Source organism: Rothia sp. QJM3NY_36, from assembly GCF_056173115.1.
Genome location: NZ_CM149658.1, coordinates 1,909,568 through 1,925,606, shown reverse-complemented (window position 1 = coordinate 1,925,606; position 16,039 = coordinate 1,909,568). Strand labels below are relative to the sequence as shown.

General features: G+C 72.1%; 16 protein-coding genes. 9 read left to right on the top strand and 7 right to left on the bottom strand.

All coding sequences use genetic code 11. The features are described from left to right. Positions 1 to 6: 6 nt before the first annotated feature. The 8 genes from AC0VXQ_RS08570 (at position 7) to ccsB (ending at position 6,742) form a co-directional block, all read left to right on the top strand. Positions 7 to 954, top strand: a complete 948-nt coding sequence (locus tag AC0VXQ_RS08570) for a FadR/GntR family transcriptional regulator (RefSeq protein ID WP_129357734.1) — start codon at positions 7 to 9, stop codon at positions 952 to 954. 40 nt (positions 955 to 994) lie between these two features. After that, positions 995 to 1,093 (top strand): 30S ribosomal protein bS22, encoded by a 99-nt coding sequence (locus AC0VXQ_RS08565; protein ID WP_003792170.1) that lies wholly within the window; start codon positions 995 to 997, stop codon positions 1,091 to 1,093. Between the two features lie 132 nt (positions 1,094 to 1,225). Then, positions 1,226 to 1,537 (top strand): glutaredoxin family protein, encoded by a 312-nt coding sequence (locus AC0VXQ_RS08560; protein ID WP_058731631.1) that lies wholly within the window; start codon positions 1,226 to 1,228, stop codon positions 1,535 to 1,537. Positions 1,538 to 1,633: 96 nt separating this feature from the next. Beyond that, on the top strand, positions 1,634 to 2,311 hold the full coding sequence (locus tag AC0VXQ_RS08555; protein ID WP_058731632.1) for a histidine phosphatase family protein: 678 nt from the start codon (positions 1,634 to 1,636) through the stop codon (positions 2,309 to 2,311). Positions 2,312 to 2,392: 81 nt separating this feature from the next. After that, entirely contained in the window at positions 2,393 to 3,034 is a 642-nt protein-coding gene (locus tag AC0VXQ_RS08550) for a TlpA family protein disulfide reductase (RefSeq protein ID WP_064725123.1), read from the top strand. A gap of 9 nt (positions 3,035 to 3,043) precedes the next feature. Next, positions 3,044 to 3,796: a cytochrome c biogenesis CcdA family protein gene (locus AC0VXQ_RS08545; RefSeq protein WP_129357736.1), complete on the top strand. Its 753-nt coding sequence runs from the start codon at positions 3,044 to 3,046 to the stop codon at positions 3,794 to 3,796. A gap of 29 nt (positions 3,797 to 3,825) precedes the next feature. Continuing rightward, positions 3,826 to 5,520 (top strand): cytochrome c biogenesis protein ResB, encoded by a 1,695-nt coding sequence (gene resB / locus AC0VXQ_RS08540; RefSeq protein ID WP_129357737.1) that lies wholly within the window; start codon positions 3,826 to 3,828, stop codon positions 5,518 to 5,520. 43 nt (positions 5,521 to 5,563) lie between these two features. Next, entirely contained in the window at positions 5,564 to 6,742 is a 1,179-nt protein-coding gene (gene ccsB / locus AC0VXQ_RS08535) for a c-type cytochrome biogenesis protein CcsB (RefSeq protein WP_100464110.1), read from the top strand. Between the two features lie 110 nt (positions 6,743 to 6,852). Here ccsB and AC0VXQ_RS08530 read toward each other — a convergent pair whose 3' ends face one another. Beyond that, the gene (locus tag AC0VXQ_RS08530) at positions 6,853 to 7,209 is read right to left on the bottom strand and encodes a PLD nuclease N-terminal domain-containing protein (protein WP_058743623.1); all 357 of its coding nucleotides are present in this window, start codon (positions 7,207 to 7,209) and stop codon (positions 6,853 to 6,855) included. A gap of 63 nt (positions 7,210 to 7,272) precedes the next feature. Next, entirely contained in the window at positions 7,273 to 8,523 is a 1,251-nt protein-coding gene (locus AC0VXQ_RS08525) for an AAA family ATPase (protein WP_475528364.1), read from the bottom strand. A gap of 156 nt (positions 8,524 to 8,679) precedes the next feature. Between AC0VXQ_RS08525 and AC0VXQ_RS08520 the strand changes: the two genes are divergently transcribed. Next, the gene (locus tag AC0VXQ_RS08520; protein WP_475528363.1) at positions 8,680 to 8,985 is read left to right on the top strand and encodes a DUF4229 domain-containing protein; all 306 of its coding nucleotides are present in this window, start codon (positions 8,680 to 8,682) and stop codon (positions 8,983 to 8,985) included. Between the two features lie 186 nt (positions 8,986 to 9,171). On the opposite strand, the gene AC0VXQ_RS08515 is transcribed toward AC0VXQ_RS08520, so the two are convergent. From AC0VXQ_RS08515 to putP, 5 genes are all read right to left on the bottom strand, one after another. Further along, positions 9,172 to 10,446 carry an MFS transporter gene (locus AC0VXQ_RS08515; RefSeq protein ID WP_475528361.1) on the bottom strand — a complete coding sequence of 425 codons (1,275 nt, stop codon included), beginning with the start codon at positions 10,444 to 10,446 and terminating at the stop codon, positions 9,172 to 9,174. Positions 10,447 to 10,514: 68 nt separating this feature from the next. Next, positions 10,515 to 11,393, bottom strand: a complete 879-nt coding sequence (locus tag AC0VXQ_RS08510; protein WP_475528360.1) for a 1,4-dihydroxy-2-naphthoate polyprenyltransferase — start codon at positions 11,391 to 11,393, stop codon at positions 10,515 to 10,517. Positions 11,394 to 11,439: 46 nt separating this feature from the next. Beyond that, positions 11,440 to 13,017 carry an AMP-binding protein gene (locus AC0VXQ_RS08505; RefSeq protein WP_475528358.1) on the bottom strand — a complete coding sequence of 526 codons (1,578 nt, stop codon included), beginning with the start codon at positions 13,015 to 13,017 and terminating at the stop codon, positions 11,440 to 11,442. Between the two features lie 411 nt (positions 13,018 to 13,428). Further along, positions 13,429 to 14,394, bottom strand: a complete 966-nt coding sequence (locus AC0VXQ_RS08500) for a 1,4-dihydroxy-2-naphthoyl-CoA synthase (protein WP_475528356.1) — start codon at positions 14,392 to 14,394, stop codon at positions 13,429 to 13,431. A gap of 81 nt (positions 14,395 to 14,475) precedes the next feature. After that, positions 14,476 to 15,990, bottom strand: a complete 1,515-nt coding sequence (gene putP, locus AC0VXQ_RS08495; RefSeq protein ID WP_058731568.1) for a sodium/proline symporter PutP — start codon at positions 15,988 to 15,990, stop codon at positions 14,476 to 14,478. Positions 15,991 to 16,039 lie beyond the last annotated feature (49 nt).

Below are 16,039 nucleotides of genomic sequence, written 5' to 3'. Positions count from 1 at the left end.
AACGACATGGCTACCGACCGGAAGATCCTCCAGTGGCTGGAGAGCGAGCTGTTCGACGGCGCCCTGGTGCTCGGCCAGCAGCTGCCCAGCGAGCGGCGGATCGCCGCGGCCGTGGGCGCCTCGCGCAGCGCGACCCACGAGGCGCTGAAGTCCCTCGAGACCATGGGGGTCCTCCGACTCTACGAGGGACGCCGTCACCAGCTGATCGCCCAGCTCGTGCGCGAGCCCGCGGCCTCCGCCGGCCCGGCGCTCAAGCTGCATATGGCCACCGCCGAATATCCCCTGCGCGACATCGTCCACACCCGGGTGCTCCTGGAGACCTGGGCCGTGCGCCGGGCGGACCGGGAGCACCCGGCGATGCGCGAGCTGCACGCCATCATGGAGGAGATGGACCGGGATGACCTGGGGCTGAAGGACTTCCACCAGCTGGAGGTCTCCTTCCACGTGGCCCTGACCCGGCTGGCCGGCAACAGCCTGGTCACCGGTCTGCTGACCTCCCTGCGCGATTCCATCTGCGAGTACACGATGTCCCTCGTCGGCTACGTGCCCCTGTGGTCCGCGACCGCCACCCGCCTGCGGGCCGAGCACCGCGCGATCGTCGCCGCTCTGGAAGCCGGGGACAACGAGCTGGCCGCGCGCATGGTCGCCGAGCACATCGAGGGCCACTACCTGGAGGCGGGGGTGGACCCGGACCGGAAGCAGCGCTCCTCCGCCAGCGTGTTCATGCAGCCGCAGACCGACGAGGAGGGGAAGGTCCAGCCGCGGGAGAACGCCTCGACCCTGGCCGGCAGCGTCGCCGACTCCCGGGACTCCGACGCAGACCTGCCGGATTCCGCCCCCGCCGGAGAGGACGGGCTGGAGAGCTTCCGCGCGGAGGACGACGCCGAGGATGCGGATCGCCCCGCGGCCCCCGCCGAGGCCGCGGATTCGGGGAAAGCCGACTCGACCTTGTAAAGTGTCTGAGGACCGTCGAGAAGACAAGGCAGGTACATCTATGGGTTCCGTCATCAAGAAGCGCCGCAAGCGCATGGCCAAGAAGAAGCACCGCAAGCTCCTGCGCAAGACCCGCCACCAGCGCCGCAACAAGAAGTAGTCCCTGACAGCGGACCGCGCGGCACCCGAACGGGTGCGCTACGGCCGCCCGCCGCACCCGCGGTGGGCGGCCGGCGTCGTCTGCGGGCGCTGTGGGCGCGCGGGCCGGGCGCAGGCGGTTAGGCTGGGGGATATGAGTGCCGCCGTCTCCCCCTCCGCCGCCGCGGGATCCGCCGGGTCCGCGCCCCGGCTGGAGCTGCTCACCAGCGCCGGATGCCACCTGTGCGAGCAGGCCCGGCGGGACCTGGACGCCGTGACCGGGGAGTTCGGCCTCGACTGGAGCGCCCGGGACATCGACGGGGACCCGCAGCTGCTGCGCCGCTACGGCACCGAGATCCCCGTGCTGCTCATCGACGGCACCCCCCGGGACTTCTGGCGCATCGACGTCCCGCGGCTGCGTCGCCTCCTCGCCGGGCTCCTGGCCGGGCGGGATCCCGAGGCCTGACGGCCCGCGCACGCCTCGGGCCCGACGCCGTCGGCCCGCTCCCGGCCCCCGCGCCCCCCGCCCGCCGGGAGACGCAAGGAATCGGAAAGGAACACCATGACCGCATCCGCGACGGTGCACCTGCTGCGCCACGGCGAGGTCCACAACCCCGAGCGCATCGTCTACGGGCGCCTGCCCGAATACCACCTGTCCGAGACCGGGCGGCAGATGGCGGAGCTGGCCGCCGCGGAGCTGGCCCGCCGGGCCGCCGACGGCGCGCGCATCGTCTGGCTGGGCGCCTCCCCGCTGACCCGCGCCCAGGAGACCGCCGCCCCCGTCTGTCGGGAGCTGGGCCTGCCCGTGCACACCGATGAGCGCCTGATCGAGGCCGGCAACTGGTTCGAGGGCCTGCACGTGGACCGCCGGGAGCTGGTCGGCAGCCCCCGGCACTGGCCGAAGCTGCTCAACCCGCTGCGCCCCTCCTGGGGGGAGCCGTACCGGGAGCAGGTGACCCGGATGGCCGAGGCCGTCAAGGCCGCCGCGGTGCGCGCCGTCGAGATCGGCGGGGACGGGGCGGAGGCGGTGCTCGTCTCCCACCAGCTGCCCATCTGGATCCTGCGCCGCAGCATCGAGGGTCGGTCCCTGCCGCACGATCCGCGCAGTCGCCAGTGCAACCTGGCCTCCCTGACCTCCCTGGAGCTGCCCGACGTACACGCCCCGGGCCGCCCGCGGATCCGCTACACCGAACCCGCGGCCCCCCTGTACCCAGGGGTCATTCAGCTTCCCGGCTCATAATGGCCGGACCCGCGCCCGGGCCGCAGCTCGAGCGCGCCCGCACGCCAGCCACCGCCCGGAACACCCCGTCAAGAAAGCACCATGCCCCTTCCCGATCGCACGCGACTCACCCGCCGAGGATTCCTCGCGGCCGGCACCGCTCTGGGCCTGGCCGCGCTCACGGCCTGCTCCTCCGGCGATGACGGCCTGGCCGAGCAGGCCAACCGCGCCGACGGCAAGGGCTTCATCTCCGGGGACGGCACGGTCACCGAGTACGCCGAGAAGGACCGCACGGACCCCGTGCAGTTCACCGGGAACCTGTTCGACGGCGGCCAGCTCACCGGCGCCTCCCTGCACGGGAAGCCCTCCCTGCTGAACTTCTGGTACGCCGGCTGCGCCCCGTGCCGGGCCGAGGCGCCGCACCTGGTCAAGCTGCACGACGAGTTCGGGGACCGGGTGGCTTTCTACGGGGTCAACCTGCGCGATGAGAAGGGCACCGCGGAGGCCTTCGAGCGCAACTTCGGGGTGGACTACCCCTCCGTCGAGGACCGCACCGGCGAGGTGCTCATGGCGATGTCCGACTACGTCCCGGCCCAGGCCGTGCCCACGACCCTGGTGCTCGATGCCCAGGGTCGGGTGGCCGCCCGGGTGCTCGGGCAGATCGACGAATCCACCGTGCGCACCCTGATCCAGGACCAGCTCGGCGGGGCCAGCGCCGCGCCGTCGGCCTCCGCGACGGCGTAGGGCACGGGCGTGGGTTCCTCCTTCGGTCAGGTGGTGCTGGACGGCTCCCTGTGGGCCGCCGTGCCCCTGGCCGCCCTGGCCGGGCTGATCTCCTTCGCCTCCCCGTGCGTGCTGCCCCTGGTGCCCGGGTACCTCGGGTACGTCACCGGGCTGACCGGATCGGACCTGCAGCAGCGCCGCCGCGGGCGGATGCTGGCCGGGACCGGGCTGTTCGTGCTCGGCTTCTCCTTCGTCTTCGTGCTGATGTCCGTGCTCCTCGCGCAGGTCGGGGCCGCCCCCTGGCTGCGCGGGCAGACCTGGATCACCGTGGTGCTGGGCCTGCTGGTGATCCTCATGGGCGTGGTGTTCATGGGCGGGATCCCCTGGTTCCAGCGGGACCGCAAGATCCATGCCCGTCCCCCGGCCGGACTGTGGGGCGCCCCGGTGCTGGGGATGACCTTCGGGCTGGGCTGGGCCCCGTGCATCGGGCCCACCTTCGCCGCGGTGCAGGCCCTGGTCTACGTGCAGGGACCCACCAGCGCCAAGGCGATCCTGCTGACCACCGTGTACTGCCTGGGCCTGGGGGTGCCGTTCCTGCTGATCGCCCTGGGCTTCCGCCGCTCGGCGGAGGCCTTCGGGGTGCTCAAGCGGCACCGTCGGGGCCTGCAGATCACCGGGGGTGCGGTGCTCGTCGTCGTCGGGGTGCTCATGGCCACCGGGGTGTGGGGCTCGCTGTTGTCCTGGATCCAGTCCGTGACCCCCGGCTATGAGCTGCCGGTATGAGCCCGGAATCGTCGAAGGGAAGCCACGCCATGAAGTCCGAGGACTCCCCGGAGCAGACCTCGCAGGACGCCCAGCCGCGGCGGGACAGCCGACGCTCCCGCCGTCGGTCGCGCACCGCCGACGCCCCCGCGCTGGGGCCGCTGGGCATGCTGCGCTGGGCCTGGACCCAGCTGACCAAGATGAACACGGCCCTGTTCCTGCTGCTGCTGCTCGCGGTGGCCGCGGTGCCCGGGTCCATCTTCCCGCAGAACATCCAGGACCCCGGCAAGGTCCAGACCTACCTCGAGGCCCACCCCACCTGGGGGCCGATCGCGGACAAGCTGCAGCTGTTCGACGTCTTCTCCTCCGTGTGGTTCTCCGCGATCTACCTGCTGCTGTTCATCTCCCTGATCGGCTGCGTCCTGCCGCGGGCCGTGAAGCACGCCAAGGACTGGCGGGCCAAGCCCCCGCGCACCCCCCGCAACCTCTCCCGGCTGCCCCAGCACCGCACCCTGACCATCCCCGCGGACTCCGTGCGCACCGCCGACGGAGCCCCGCTGGACCCGCAGACCGCGGTGCGCACCGCCCAGCGGATCCTGCGCCGGCGCCGCTACCGCACGGACCTGCGCCTGGACGGCCCCGCCCCCAGCGTGGGTGCGGAGCGGGGCATGGTCCGGGAGCTGGGCAACCTGCTGTTCCACGCCGCGCTGATCGGGGTCCTGGTGGGCATGGCCATCGGCTCCCTGTTCGGGTACTCGGGACAGAAGATCGTGGTCAAGGGGGAGTCCTTCGTCAACACCCTGGTCAGCTACGACACCTTCACCCCCGGCACGGACTTCGACGCCGACCGGCTGCGTCCCTTCTCCCTGACCCTGGACGACTTCCACGTCAGCTTCGACCGGCAGCAGGGCTCGCCCACCTACGCCCAGCCCCTGGACTTCACCGCGGACGTGTCCGTGAAGGACGACGCCGACTCCAAGGCCCGGAAGGAGACCCTCAAGGTCAACCAGCCGCTGAGCGTGGACGGCACCCGCGTGTACCTGTCCGGCAACGGCTACGCCCCGATCGTGAAGGTCACCGACGGGGACGGGAAGGTGGCTTACGAGGGCCCGGTGGTCAGCCTCGCCACGGACAAGACCTACACCTCCTCCACGGTCCTGAAGGTCCCGGACGCCCGCCCGGATCAGCTCGGCTTCGTCGGGATGTTCCTGCCCTCCGCCGTCATCCAGGACGGGCAGTCCCCGTACTCGGCGGACCCCAGCCTGTCCAACCCGGCCCTGGTGCTCTCCTCCTACAGCGGGGACCTCGGGCTGGACGGCGGCACCCCGCAGAACGTGTACGTGCTGGACACCTCCTCCCTGCACGAGCTGAACTCGATGCGCAACAAGAACGGCATCGTGCTCACCGAGCAGAACCCCAAGGCCGAGCTGCCCGAGGGCAAGGGCAGCATCGAGCTGGAGGGCGTGAGCCGCTACGTCGGCCTGGACATCCACTACGACCCGGGCAAGCCCGTGGTCCTGGTCTCCTTCCTGCTGGCCTTCGCCGGACTGGTGGTCTCCCTGTTCGTGGCCCGGCGCCGCGCCTGGGTCACCGCGCGTGCGACCCGCCTGGCCGACGGCACCGACGCCGTGGTCGTGGAGTACGGGCTGCTGGCCCGCGGGGAGGACCCGCGCATCGGCGCGGAGGCGGACCGGCTGACCCAGCTGTTCGCCAAGGAGTGGGGACTAGAATTCAGCGAAGCGTGAGCCCCCGGCCGCGCCGCGCGCAGACTCGCGAGGAAAGGCAGTCATGACCCTGAACGAGAACCTCGGCCAGTGGAGCGAGATGCTCATGTTCCTGGCCGCCCTGGTCTACGTGGTGGCCTTCGTGGCCTTCACCTGGGACCTGGCCTCCCACTCCCGGGCCACCCGCCGCGCCGAGGAGGCCACCCGCGCGGAGTCCGGCGACGCCGCCTTCGGGCTGGAGCGGGTCCCGGCCGGGGTGGCCGCGGGCGGGGCCGGTGCTGATGCTGGTATTGATGCTGGGGCTGGGTCTGGTGCCGGCCGCGGGCAGGAGGGTGCGGCGCCGTCGGGGCGGGCTGCTCCGGGCTACCCGGAGGATGCCGCCGAGCAGACCGGCGTCGGCACCCGGGGCCGCGGACGCTCCCGCGCGGAGAAGGCCCGCCTGGCCGGGCAGACCGCCGATGACGCGATGCTGTACTCGGGGGAGCGGCGCCCGGCCGCGAACGTGGCCGTGGCCGTGATGGTGCTGGCCGCCGTGGTGCACCTGGCGGGGGTCGTGACCCGCGGGCTCGCGGCGGGGCGGGTGCCGTGGGGCAACATGTACGAGTTCTGCACCACCGGCGCCCTCGTCGTCTCCGCGGTGTTCCTGATCTCCCTGCTGTTCCGGGACCTGCGCTTCGTCGGGACCCTGGTCTCCGGGTTGGCGCTGGTGATGATGGTCGCGGCGACGATCGGCTTCCCCACTCCCGTGGGGCACCTGCAACCGGCCCTGCAGTCCTACTGGCTGGTGATCCACGTGTCCGTGGCCGTGATGGCCTCCGGGGTGTTCACCATCACCTTCGCGATGGCGGTGCTGCAGCTGCTGCAGGGCTGGCGGGAGCGGCGGCTGATCGAGGGGGAGCGGGACCGGATGCCGTTCCTGCGCCTGGTGCCCTCCGCGCAGGCCCTGGAGAACTTCGCGTTCCGGCTCAACGCCGTCGGGTTCGTCATGTGGACCATCACCCTGGCCTTCGGGGCGATCTGGGCGGAGCAGGCGTGGGGCCGCTACTGGGGCTGGGACGCCAAGGAGGTGTGGACCTTCGTCATCTGGGTGGTCTACGCCGCGTACCTGCACGCCCGGGCGACCCGCGGGTGGACGGGCGCCCGCTCGGCGTGGCTGTCGATCATCGGCTACGCCTGCATCATCTTCAACTTCACGGCCGTGAACACGGTCTTCAACGGCCTGCACTCCTACTCGGGCCTGTAAACCCCCTCCCCCTCGCCGCAAAACTGGAGATGCTTCGCATTTCGGGACCTGTATCGTCCCGTTCTGCGAAGCATCTCCAGTTTTGCGGGCTGGTGGGGGAGTGGGCGGGGTCAGTCCGGTTTGCGGCGCTGCTCGCGCTCCCGGTCCTTCCGACGTCGTTCGGCCTGTTTGGCCAGGAAGTCCAGGTACGCGGCGTCGTCGTCCGGGGCGCGCCCGGCCTGCGGGGCAGGTCCCGCGGAGGGACCGCGACGACGACGGGGCTCACCGCCTGCGGGTCGGTCCCGGCGGGTGCCGAGGCTCAGCCACAGCACGGGACCGATCACCGGGAAGAGCAGGGCGATGAGGAACCAGGCCGGCTTGGGCAGGGCCCGGATCCGGCTCCGTTCGGTGCGGGCGACGTCGAGCAGGGCGTAGATGCTCAGCCCCACCAGCAGGGCCCCGACGGCGATGATCAGAACGGCGCGCATGCCAGCGATTCTACCGGGGCCCGCCGGGCCCCGCTCCTGGGGTTGCCCCTGCGCGACATGATGTCAAGCGCGCTCCTCGTAGGGCCAGTCAGTGGCGAGCAGCGCCTCCACGGCGCGATTTCGGAAGCGGTACACCTTGCCGCGTCCGCGGCGCTGGATGATGCCGCGCACGACGTCGAGGCGTTGTGAAGTGGGCCCTGCCTGACTGGATTTCGCGTACCCGGCCTCCTCCGCGATCGCACTGAGGGTCCGCGACTCAGCCGGCAGCGCGACCATGGCGTCGAGGAATTCTCGTTCACGGGTCGGCAGCCTCTGGAGGATGCGCTCGACGTGCGTCTCCGCGGCGTCCGCCGCCCGCTCCCACCCTCGGAAGGCCTGACGCTCGGTGATCACCTCGCTGGTGCCGGCGTTCCAGGCCTGTTCCCCGGCCAACTGGAAGAGGAAGGGTTCGCCGCAGGAGAGCTGGATGATCGCTCGGCGGGCGTCCGGGTGCATGCTGATGCGGGTGAGGCCGCCCTGGTCGTCGGGGACTTCCCACCCGTCGGCGACGAAGGGCTCGAGCGCCATCTCCAGATCCTCGTCGCTGATGGCCTCCAGCACCGTCGTCTTGAAGCGTCGGGCGAAGGTCGCATCGGTGCGCGCTCCGGCCATCTCCGCGAATTCCGGAAGACCGGTGAGGTAGACGGCGAGGGGAAGCACCCGCGAGAAGGAGTATCCGCCGGGCGCCTGGACCGTCTCTTCGTGGGTGAGCGCATCGCCGAGGGCGACCAGCAGCTGGGAGCGGACGTCGTCATCGTCGATGTTCTGCACTTCATCGAGGTGTATCAGCACCATGGTGTTGCGGGCCCGCAAGGCGGAGCGTCCGATCTCGATCAGCAGATCGGTCAGGTCGGTGTACGGCTCGGGGGCTTGCGCATCCCGCAGGCTCAGGGACACTCCCGCAGCTGCGATCTTCTCAACACGACGGATCAAGGCGGTCACCGAGTGCTCTCGGGCCGTGGTCAGGCCCGCCTGCCGGGCCAGATCCACCAGCGCCCGGGCGAGGCGGCGCAGCGGATCGGTCCCCCGGGGAATCCGCAGCTGGCCGGTGGTCCAGTCCCCCTGGTGCCGGGCTTCCTCGCTGATCCTGTTGACCAGACAGGATTTCCCCGTGCCCGGTTCACCCAGGATGGTCCTGCCCCGTTCGGCCCTACCTGCCAGACGACGAGGCCGGAGCACCTGATGCCAGTCATCGAGCTCCTCGCGGCGCCCAGCCCAGATCTCGGGGACCGTGTCCGACCCCGGGTTGAAGGGACAGTCAACGGGCGTTCTCATGGTGATAAATTTATCACCTATTCGATCTACTGATAAATTTATCAGAGACGGTCGGGGGAGGGGGCGTGACGGCTGATCCACCGGGGGCTGCGGGGCCGATGGTCGGGGCGGGTCCGTCTTCAGAAGGCGTGCAGGTGCCGCGGGTACAGTGGTGGCGTGAACTTCCTGAAGTACTCGCTGATCCGCCTGGGCCTGATCGTCGTCGTGTTCCTGCTGTGCATGCTGATCGGCATCGGGCCGTTCCTGGCCGGGATCTTCGCGGTGCTCATCGGGCTGGCCGTGGGCTACCTGGCCTTCCCGCGCCTGCACACCGCCGCCGGGCAGGAGTTCACCGCCTTCTTCCGCCGCTGCCGCACCCGCAGCGAGGCCCGACGCACCCACCCGCGCACCGCCCAGGAGGACGCCGCGGTGGAGGACGAGTACGTGGACGAGCAGCTGCGCCGCGAGGACCGTAGCATCTGACCCCGGGTTCTTCCGCGAGGCGGCGCTTTCGTTCCCTCTTGCCCTGGATTCTTCCGCGAGGCGGCGTTTTCGTTCCCTGTTTCGGCGTTTTAGGGAACGGATGCGCCGTCTCGCGTGGGCCGGGGGGGAGGGGTGGGTACGGATGCGCCGGGTCGTGTTGGGGCAGGCCCACCCCCGAGAAGCCGGTCAGGGGCGGGGCGGCGTCGGCTCCCCGATGCGGCGGTTGCGGCCGGCGACGACGCCCGCGGCGAACTGCACGCACGCCAGCACCAGCAGCGACCACAGCACCGCCGCCCAGGATCCGGTGGCCTCGGCGAGGGAGCCGGCCAGCAGCGGGCCGGTCGCCGCCAGCAGGTAGCCCAGGCACTGGGACATCCCGGACAGGCGCAGGGTGTGGGCCGGGTGCACGGTGCGCAGACCCATCATCGCCAGGGACAGGGAGAAGCCGCCGCCGCAGCCGATGCCGACCAGACCACACCACAGCACGGCCCCGCCCGGCCACAGGAGGGCACCCGCGGCCGGCACCACGATCATCGAGGACAGCAGCATCGCCAGCCACGACTGGGACGCGCGGCGCTCGGCCAGGAAGCTCACGGAGAGGTTCCCCAGGATCCCGGTGACCTGCAGGGTGAACAGGTGCCACCCGGCGGCCGCGGCTCCCACGCCCAGTCGGGCCTCCATGCTCGGCAGCCACATCATCACCGTGTAGAACACCGCCGACTGCAGACCCATGTACAGGGTCACCGCCCACGCGATGGGGGAGCGCAGCATGGACACCCGGCGCAGGGACGGCGGCTCCGGGGCCGACGGCAGCACGGGCAGCGCCCCGGTGACCGCCTCCCGCAGGGGGACGGTGCGCTGCTGGGTGCGGCGTCGACCGCGGGTGCGCACCGCCCACCACAGACCCGCCGCGCCCGCCGGCACTGCCCACAGCGCCAGACTCGTGCGCCACCCGCCCGGCAGGACGGCGGCCAGCGGCTCGGAGAACCCCGCCGCCAGGGCCGCGGCCACCGAGAGCACCGCGGTGTACATCCCGGTCATCACGGATACCTGGCCGGGGAAGTCCCGTTTGACGATCACCGGCACGACGACGTTCTGCACCGCGATCCCCGCGCCCACCAGCAGGGTGCCGACCCACAGCAGGCCGGGCCCGGGCGTGGAGCGCACCAGGATCCCCGCGGCGAGCACCGCCAGCGCCGCCAGCACCGCCCGCTCCAGGCCCACGCGCTGGGCCGGCAGGGCCACCACCGGGGAGAGCACCGCGAAGGCCAGCAGGGGCAGCGCCCCGAGCAGGCCGACGCCGGCCGCGGACAGGCCGGTCGCGGCGCGCAGCGGCTCCACCACGGGCCCGACGGAGGTCAGGGCCGGGCGCAGGCAGGAGGCCACCAGCAGCACCAGCAGGCACCAGCCCCACGGGAAGGGGCGGGCGGCTCCGGACCGGGCAGCGTCGGGTCGGCTCATGCCAGGGTCGCCGGGACGACGCGCGCTGCCGGCGACGGGACCGTTCACCCCGCCGTCGTCGGGCCGCTTCACGCCGCCATCACCGCGGCGACGACCAGCAGCAGCGCGAAGGCCAGGCTGAGGAATCCGGTCTGGCGCAGCACCGGGATCAGGGCGCGCATCTGCTGCGCCCGCAGCACGGTGCGCACCGCCGGGACGGCCAGCACCAGCGAGCACAGCACCAGCAGGACCCACGGGTTCTCCGGCACGGCGAAGACCATCACGGCGTAGGCCAGCACGATCTCCCCGGCGTACGCCAGCCGGGCCCGCGCGTCGCCCAGACGCACCGCCATCGTGCGCTTGCCGGCCACCTCATCGGTGGGGATGTCCCGGAGGTTGTTGGCCATCAGCAGCGCGCAGGCGATCAGCCCCATGGCGACGGCGGCGCACCAGGCGGTCGCGGACAGGCGGGAGGCCTGGGTGAAGGTGGTGCCCAGGGTGGCCACCAGCCCGAAGTAGATGAAGACGAACAGGTCGCCCAGCCCGAGGTACCCGTAGGGGTGCTTCCCGCCGGTGTAGCCCCAGGCGGCTAGCACCGCGGAGGCCCCGATCAGCAGGAACCACCACTGCCCCGCCAGGATGATCAGCCACAGCCCGGCGGACCCGGCCGCGCCGAAGCACGCGAACGCCGCCAGCTTCACCTGGCGCGGGGCGGCGGCGCCGGAGCCGGTCAGGCGCAGCGGGCCCACGCGCGTCTCGTCGTCGGTGCCCTTGATGCCGTCGGAGTAGTCGTTGGCGTAGTTGACCCCCACCTGCAGGAAGAACGCGACGAGCAGCGCGAGCACCGCCGGCCCGACGTGGAGGGAGTCCATCTGCGCGGCCGCCGCGGAGCCCGCGATCACCGGCGCCACCGCCAGCGGCAGCGTCCTCAGCCGCGCCCCCTCGACCCACTGCCCCACGGTTGCCACGGCGGACGTCCTTCCCTCGATGCGCTCACGAACGGCCCCCATTGTCTCACTCGGGGCGGCGGGGGTGGTGTCTCACTCGGGGCGCGGCGAGGGCGCGGGCGACGGCGGCCCGGTCCGGTTTGCCGGTCGAGGTCAGCGGCAGGGCGCGCACCACCTCCAGGCGCTTCGGCACCGCGGCGGGGCCCAGGCGCTCGCGGACCGCGGCGGGCAGCCGGTCCTCCAGCTCCGCGGTCTCGCGCGCATCCGCGTTCCCGCGCGCGTCCGGGTCCTCGTGCGCATCCGCGGGGTGGGCGGGGGCGCTCGGCGTCGTGCCGGACAGGCCGGGGACGGCGACCATCGCGGCCACCGCCTGTCCCCACCGCGGGTGCGGCACCCCGACCACGAGGGCCTCGCGCACCCCCCGGACCTCCTCGAGGGCCGCGGCCACGGCACGGGCGGAGACTTTGATCCCTCCGGTGATGATCACGTCGTCGGCTCGCCCGGCCACCCTCAGGCGCTGCCCGGCGAGGTGCTCGGGGCGCGGGGCGGCGGAGTGGTCTGTGGGGCGGGATGCGGAGCGAGATCCTGTCTTGGGCCTGGGTCCGGGCCCGGGTCCGGACCCGGTGGGGGAACCACTTTCGGTTCCGGGCCGGGACCCCGCGAGAGACGTGATGTCCTCCAGGGTGCCGAGGTCGTCGGTGCGGTACCAGCGGGTGCCGTGCGCGTCCACGCGGAAGTGCTCGGTGTGGCGCGCGGGGTCCTCCAGGTAGCCCGCGGCCACGGTGGGTCCGCCGAGCCAGATCCGCCCCGGACCTCCGGCGGGGCCCTCGTCGACCGCGCTGGGGGATGATCCATCGAGCACGCCGGGGGCGGCAGAGACCGGAGTTCCGGGTGCGGAGCCTGGTCCGTGCGAGTCCGGCCCGTCTTCCGTCGCCGGGCCGCCCGCCGTCGTCGTCGGCTCGATGCGCACCTCGACCCCGGGCAGGGCGCGCCCGTCGTACACGCAGCCGCCGGCGGTCTCCGCGCTGCCGTAGGTGGTGACCACCGGCAGCCCCAGCTTCCGGATGCGCGCGCGCAGACTCGCTGAGGCCGGGGCCCCGCCGAGCAGGATCGCGCGGAAGGAGCGCAGCGCCTCGTGCAGCTGGTCGGCGGGGACGACGCCGGATTCGGCGGCCTCCAGCAGCACGTGCAGCTGGGTGGGCACCAGGGCGGTCATCCGCCGCGGGTGGGTCATGCGCTCGACGGCGGCCAGGAAGTCTCCGGCGGTGAACCCCGTCCCGGGAGCGAGGGACGCGGTGGTCACGGGGGTGGTCCCGGCCAGCATGGAGCGGGCGATCACCTGGGCCCCGGCGACGTAGTGCACGGGCAGGGCCAGCAGCCACTGCGCCCCGTCCGAGTCGGTGGTCTCGGCGGTGGCCCGCCCCGACGCCCGCAGCGACCCGGCGGTGAGGAGGGTCCGCTTGGGGGTGCCGGTGGAGCCGGAGGTGGCCACGACCAGCGCGGGAGCGTCCCGATCCGCCTCCGGCAGCGAACTCAGCCCGCGGGTCAGGGACTGCGGCGTCTGGGAACCGGGACCATCCAGCACCGGCACGCCGGGCCCAGGGGCGGGCGGTTCGGGGGCGGGGGTGAGCGCGGAGAAGTCCATGCCCACCAGGCTATCCGCGACGTTTCCGGGTGGGGCCGGTCTGGTCGGTGGCGGCCCGTTCCTGTCCGTCCGACGCCGAGACGGCGCATCCGTTCCCACCCGAGCGTCATCCCCACGCGAGTCGGCGCATCTGTTCCCAGAAACGCGGAAACCGGGTACGAGAGCGCCGCCTCGCGGGAAGGCCCAGCCTCGGTGGGTACGAGAGCGCCGGGTCGGGATCGCCGTTTCGGTTCAACTCCGCTCATTTCACACGCGAGGCGGCGCATCCGTACCCACCCCCACGCGAGGCGGCGCATTCGTTCCCGGAAACGCCGTAAGCGGGAACGGATGCGCCGCCTCGGCGATGATCTCGGGGCCTATGGGTACGAGTGCGCCGGGTCGGCGTTCAGTCCAGCCCCACCCCGACCCCGCTCAGAAGTAGTACGGGTACGCGGACCAGTCCGGGTCGCGCTTGCCGAGGAAGGCGTCGCGGCCCTCCACGGCCTCGTCGGTCATGTACGCCAGGCGGGTGGCCTCTCCGGCGAAGACCTGCTGGCCCACCATGCCGTCGTCGGGCAGGTTGAAGGCGAACTTCAGCATCCGGATGGCCTGGGGGGACTGGCGGGAGATGTCCACGGCGTACTCCAGGGCGGTCTCCTCGAGGCGGGCGTGGTCCACCACCTCGTTGACCGCGCCCATCTCCAGCATCCGCTGCGCGCTGTACTCCCGGGCCAGGAAGAAGATCTCCCGGGCGAACTTCTGCCCCACCTGCCGGGCCAGCAGGGCCGAGCCGTAGCCGGCGTCGAAGGAGCCGACGGTCGCGTCGGTCTGCTTGAACTTCCCGTGCTCCCGGGAGGCGATGGTCAGGTCGCACACCACGTGCAGGGAGTGCCCGCCGCCGGCGGCCCACCCGGAGACCACCGCGATGACCACCTTGGGCATGGTGCGGATCAGCCGCTGGACCTCCAGGATGTGCAGGCGTCCGGCGCGGGCGGGGTCGATGGTCTCGGCGGTCTCACCCTCGGCGTAGCGGTAGCCGTCCCGCCCGCGGATGCGCTGGTCCCCGCCGGAGCAGAAGGCCCACCCGCCGTCTTTGGGGGAGGGGCCGTTGCCGGTGAGCAGCACGGTGCCGACGTCGCCGGTCATCCGCGCGTGGTCCAGCACCCGGTACAGCTCGTCCACGGTGGAGGGGCGGAAGGCGTTGCGCACCTCGGGGCGGTCGAAGGCGATGCGCACGCACGGCAGGTCCCGGACCACCCGGCCGGTCTGGTCGCGCTCCACCTGGCGGTGGTAGGTGACGTCGGTGAGGTCCTCGAAGCCCTCGACGACGCGCCAGCGGGCGGGGTCGAAGGTCTCGGAGACGACGGCGGGCAGGTCGGCGGATGCTGTATCGGTCACGCCCCGATCCTAGCGGGCCGCGGCCAGCTGCCGCGCCGCAACCGGCGACCGGACCGCGGCAAGCCAGCGCCCCGCAACCGCCTACCGCCCCGCGGCCAGCTCCCGGGCCTCGTCGAACTCCCGGTCGATCCGCTCGGAGGGCTTGTGGGTGGCCAGGGAGACCACCACGCCCAGCACCAGGGCGACGGCGAAGCCGGGGACGATCTCGTACAGCCCGGTGATGCCGGTGGAGGCGGGGTCCTCCACGAGCTGCTTCCACAGGATGGTCACGGTGGCCCCGGAAATCATGGCGGTCAGCGCGCCCTCGGCGGTGAGGCGGCGCCAGTACAGGGACAGCAGCATGATCGGGCCGAAGGCGGCGCCGAAGCCGGCCCATGCGAAGGCCACCAGGTCCAGGATCGCGGAGTCGGAGTCCAGGGCGATCAGCGCGGCGATCACGGCCACGGCCAGCACGGCGGAGCGGGACATCCACAGCTGGGCCCGCGGGGAGGGCTTGCGCTTGATCAGCAGCATCGCGAGGTCCTCCACAGCGGCGGAGGAGGAGACGATCAGCTGGGAGGAGACGGTGGACATGATCGCGGCGAGCACCGCGGCCAGCACGAATCCGGCGACCAGCGGGTGGAAGAGGATCTGGGAGAGGTCCAGGAACACGGTCTCCGCGGACTTCGCGTCGGTCAGGTGCGCGTCGGGGTGGGTGGAGAAGTAGGCGATGCCGGTCAGGGCGGTGCAGATGGTGCCGGCAACGGACAGCACCATCCAACTGATGCCCACGCGCCGGGCGGCGGGGGCGTCGGCGGGGGAGCGCAGGGCCATGAAGCGCACGATGATGTGCGGCTGCCCGAAGTAGCCCAGGCCCCAAGCCAGGGAGGAGATGACGCCGATGACGGTGGCCCCGGCGGTCAGGGACAGGGCGTCCGGGTTGGCGTGGCGCACGGCGTCGAAGACCTCGGCTGGCCCGCCGAATTCGAACAGGGCGACGATCGGCACCATGATCAGGGCGATGAGCATGAGCAGGCCCTGGGCGACGTCGGTGAAGGTGGCGCCGAGGAAGCCGCCGAAGAACGTGTAGAGCACGGTGATCGCGGCGATCATGAGCATGCCCACGAGGTAGTCCCCGTTGAAGGTGGTCTGGTAGAACTTCCCGCCGGCCACCATCCCGGAGGAGACGTAGAAGATGAAGAACAGCAGGATGATCACGCCGCAGGAGATGCGCAGGATGCGGGAGGCCAGCCCGTCGGCCTTGAGCCGGTTGTCGAAGAAGGACGGGATGGTGATGGCGTTGCCGGCGACCTCGGAGTAGGCCCGCAGCCGCGGGGCGGTGTACTTCCAGTTCAGCCACGCCCCGATGGTCAGGCCGATGGCGATCCACGCGTCCACGAGCCCGGTCAGGTAGATCGCGCCGGGCAGGCCCATCACGAGCCAGCCGGACATGTCCGAGGCGCCGGCGGACAGGGCTGCGACGCCGGGGCGCAGGGAGCGCCCGCCGAGCATGTAGTCCTCGGTGTCCTTGTTCTTGGTGCTGGCCCACAGGCCGATGGCGATCATCCCGAGGAAGTAGATCCCCAGGGCGAGGTACTGGAAGGCCTGGTCTGACATGTGGGATCCCCTCATCGTCGGTGCGCTGATCGCACGGGCCACACCGTCA